Source organism: Streptomyces sp. HSW2009, from assembly GCF_040240285.1.
GTDB lineage: Bacteria > Actinomycetota > Actinomycetes > Streptomycetales > Streptomycetaceae > Streptomyces.
Genome location: NZ_JBEHZD010000703.1, coordinates 1 through 3403 on the forward strand (window position 1 = coordinate 1; position 3403 = coordinate 3403).

Here is a 3403-nt window from a genome sequence, read left to right on the forward strand (position 1 = left end):
CCCCCCCCCGCCCGGCCGGGGGGGGGGCGGGGGCCGCCCGCCCCCCCGCCCGCCCGCCCCCCCCCCCCCCCCGCGGGCACCGGACCCTGCCCGCCCCTCCGCCGGCACCACGGACCGCCCCACCGGCGGCCCGACCTCCGATGACGAGCCCCGCGCCGGCGGCGAGCAGGCCGAGCCGACCACCGTGGCGTTCGGCGAGCGCCGGCCGCTGAGCGCCGTGACGGTCCTCACCGAGGCGGTCCCGGAGCGGGCCGGCAGGGCGCTCGGCGAGGTGGAGGTGCGGGTGCCCGGGCACGGCTGGCGGCGGCTCGGCGCACTGTCCGCCAGCGGCTGGACCCAGCGGGCGGGCAAGGGACTGCACGCCGACGCGGTGCGGCTGCGCTGGGCGCCCGGGGTGCGGCCACCCGCCGTGCAGGAAGTCACCCCGTGGTTCGCCGACGCCCCACCGGCTGAGCTGCGAATATCGCAGACGGAGGCGGACGCGGAGATCGGCGGCCAGCCGGCCAAGGTCAAGGTCTGGCTGATCGGTCGCCGCCCGGGCGACGTCACCGGCGATCTGACCGTGCGCAGCCCGGGCGGGTTGCAGGTCACAGCACCGCGGCAGGTCACTGCGCCGCGCGGGGGCACGGCGACGGCCGAGATCGAGGTGGCGGTGCCGGCCGGCAGCGAGCCGGGCGCGTACCGGCTGCCGATCCGCTTCGGCTCCGAGCAGACGACGCTGACGGTGCGTGCCCACCAGCGCACCGGCGGCCCCGACCTGGCCCGCACGGCACGCGCCACCTCGTCGGCCGACGAATCGGCGGACTTCCCCGCCACGGCCGCGACCGACGGCGACCCGACGACCCGCTGGTCATCGCCGGCCACCGAACACGCCTGGCTCCAACTCGCGCTGGCCGGCCCGGCCCGACTCGGCCGCGTCGACCTGCACTGGCAGGACGCCCACGCCGCCCGGTACCGGGTCCAGGTCTCCGCCGACGGCCACACCTGGCGCACGGCGGCCACCGTCAAAAACGGCAAGGGCGGCCACGCATCGCTCCGCATGGACGCCCCCGACACCCGCTTCATACGCGTCCAGGGCGACGAACGCGCCACCCGCTTCGGCTATTCGCTGTGGTCCGTACGGGCCTACGCGGTGACGCCCTGACCCGACCGACCCCACCGACAACAGCCACGACCAGGGCCCGGACCTGCGTGAATACGCCGGTGGTCCGGGCCCACTACACACTGATGGCCCGGGCCTCAGGCGGATACGCCGTCGATCCGAGCCATCGCATCTTCCGCGCCGTACGGCTGTAGGTAGGGCAGCCAGCGCGGGTCCCTATGCCCAGTGCCGATGATGCGCCAGGCGAGGCCGGAGGGTGGGGCCGGTTGGTGACGTAGTCGCCAGCCGAGTTCCGCCACATGGCGGTCGGCCTTGACGTGGTTGCAACGGCGACACGCCGCAACGACGTTCTCCCAGGCGTGCTGGCCGCCCCGGCTGCGCGGGATGACGTGGTCGACGCTGGTTGCGACGCCACCGCAGTAAGCGCAGCGGCCACCGTCCCTGGCGAACAGGGCACGGCGGGTCAGCGGAACGGGGGCCCGAAAGGGGACCCGCACGAACCGCTTCAGGCGGACGACGCTCGGTGCGGGTATGACGCGGGTTGCGCTGTGCATCAGGGCGCCTGACTCCTCAAGGCTGACGGCCTTGTCATTGAGGATGAGTACGAGCGCGCGGCGGAGCGGTACGACGCCGAGTGGCTCGTACGACGCGTTGAGGACCAGAACATGCGGCACAGGTGCCTCCCTGTACGCCGGCGGCGCGTGGCTCGCGCCGGGACGATCTCCCCTTAGTGTCTACGCAGCCCTGGTGAGAGCGCCACCACCACCAGGTAACGGACCAAGAGTGTTTTCGCCCACACCCCGTTCACCTCCGCGCTGCTCACGGTTGTCCGTCGAACAGGACAACGAGACACCTGACGTGCCCCGTTAGTGTGGAGTGCCTGTCCGGGCACCCGCATCGGACACCTCTTCACAGAAGGGTCACCCGCTGTGCTCCGGTCCGCCGCACCGACCGCTGACGCGACGCCACGCGCCACGACGCTCGATGAGACGCAAGAGTCCGCCGAGAGCGCCGCCGGCTGGATCGAGGACAACTGGTCCGACTGGCTCGCCCTGGGTCTGCGCATCCTGCTCATCGTGATCATCGCGTTGGTGCTGCGGACGGTGATCCGGCGTTCGATCACCCGGCTCATCGCCCGGATGAACCGTACGGCGCAGGCGGTGGACGGCACGGCGCTCGGCGGGCTACTGGTCAACGCGGAGCGCCGGCGCCAACGGTCCGAGGCGATCGGTTCGGTGCTCCGCAGCGTCGCCTCGTTCATGATCCTGGGCACCGCCGCCCTGATGGTGCTGTCCGCCCTCGACATCAACCTCGCCCCGCTGCTCGCCAGCGCCGGCGTCGCGGGCGTGGCGATCGGCTTCGGCGCCCGGAACCTGGTGACCGACTTCCTCTCCGGCGTCTTCATGATCTTGGAGGACCAGTACGGGGTGGGCGACTCGATCGACGCGGGTGTGGCCTCCGGCGAGGTGATCGAGGTCGGCCTGCGCGTGACGAAGCTGCGCGGCGACGACGGCGAGATCTGGTACGTGCGCAACGGCGAGGTCAAGCGGATCGGCAACCTCAGCCAGGGCTGGTCCACGGCCGGTGTCGACGTGCAGATCCGGTACGACGAGGACCTGGACAAGGCCCGCAAGATCATCACCCAGGCCGGTGCGGAGATGGGCACGTCGCAGCCGTGGGACGAGGCGCTGTGGGAGCCGGTGACGGTACTCGGCCTGGACGCGGTGTACCTGGACTCGGTCGTGATCCGGGTGTCCGCCAAGACCATGCCGGGCAAGGCGCTCGGCGTGGCCCGGGAGTTGCGCTGGCGGATCAAGCGGGCGCTGGACGCCGAGGGCATCCGGATGGTGGGCGGCCCGCCCCCGGTCGCCGAGGGCAGCACGCCGCCCGCCGACCCGTCCGCGGCCGTCGCCGCCCCCTCCGCACTGGCCAGCCCGACCTCGCCACAGTCCCTCGCGGCGGCGCCGATACCGCCGCCGAACCTCCAGAAGTAGCCCCGTACGGCGGGTGCGGTGGGTTGGCGCCAGGGGCCCGTAGGTCATGACATGGGTCACGCGACACGGGGCACGGGGCCGTGGGGCACAGGGCGTGCGTGATGGGTCATGGTTCGGCGAAACGGTTCGCCCTGGCCTGCCGCGGCGACCGGGGCGGCGGGCCGATCCCACCGCGTCTCCCGGGTCGCCATTCCGGCCCCGGGGGCCCCGGGGGGGGCCCCCCCCCCCCCCCCCCAGAGGGGTCCTTACATGATCAGATTCACCATTCGGCGTCTGCTGTCAGGAGTCGTACTCCTGGTGGTCGTCA

3 protein-coding genes are annotated in these 3403 nt (G+C 73.1%); 2 read left to right on the forward strand and 1 reads right to left on the reverse strand.

The features are described 5' to 3' along the window. On the forward strand, positions 1 to 1144 hold a 1144-nt coding region (locus tag AAHZ94_RS30990; protein WP_349997043.1), incomplete at its 5' end, for a discoidin domain-containing protein. Between the two features lie 95 nt (positions 1145 to 1239). Here the strand turns inward: AAHZ94_RS30990 and AAHZ94_RS30995 are convergent. Next, entirely contained in the window at positions 1240 to 1776 is a 537-nt protein-coding gene (locus AAHZ94_RS30995; protein WP_176161630.1) for an HNH endonuclease, read from the reverse strand. 255 nt (positions 1777 to 2031) lie between these two features. Here AAHZ94_RS30995 and AAHZ94_RS31000 point away from each other — a divergent pair, with 255 nt between their 5' ends. After that, positions 2032 to 3096 (forward strand): mechanosensitive ion channel family protein, encoded by a 1065-nt coding sequence (locus AAHZ94_RS31000; protein ID WP_349997044.1) that lies wholly within the window; start codon positions 2032 to 2034, stop codon positions 3094 to 3096. Positions 3097 to 3403: the final 307 nt, after the last annotated feature.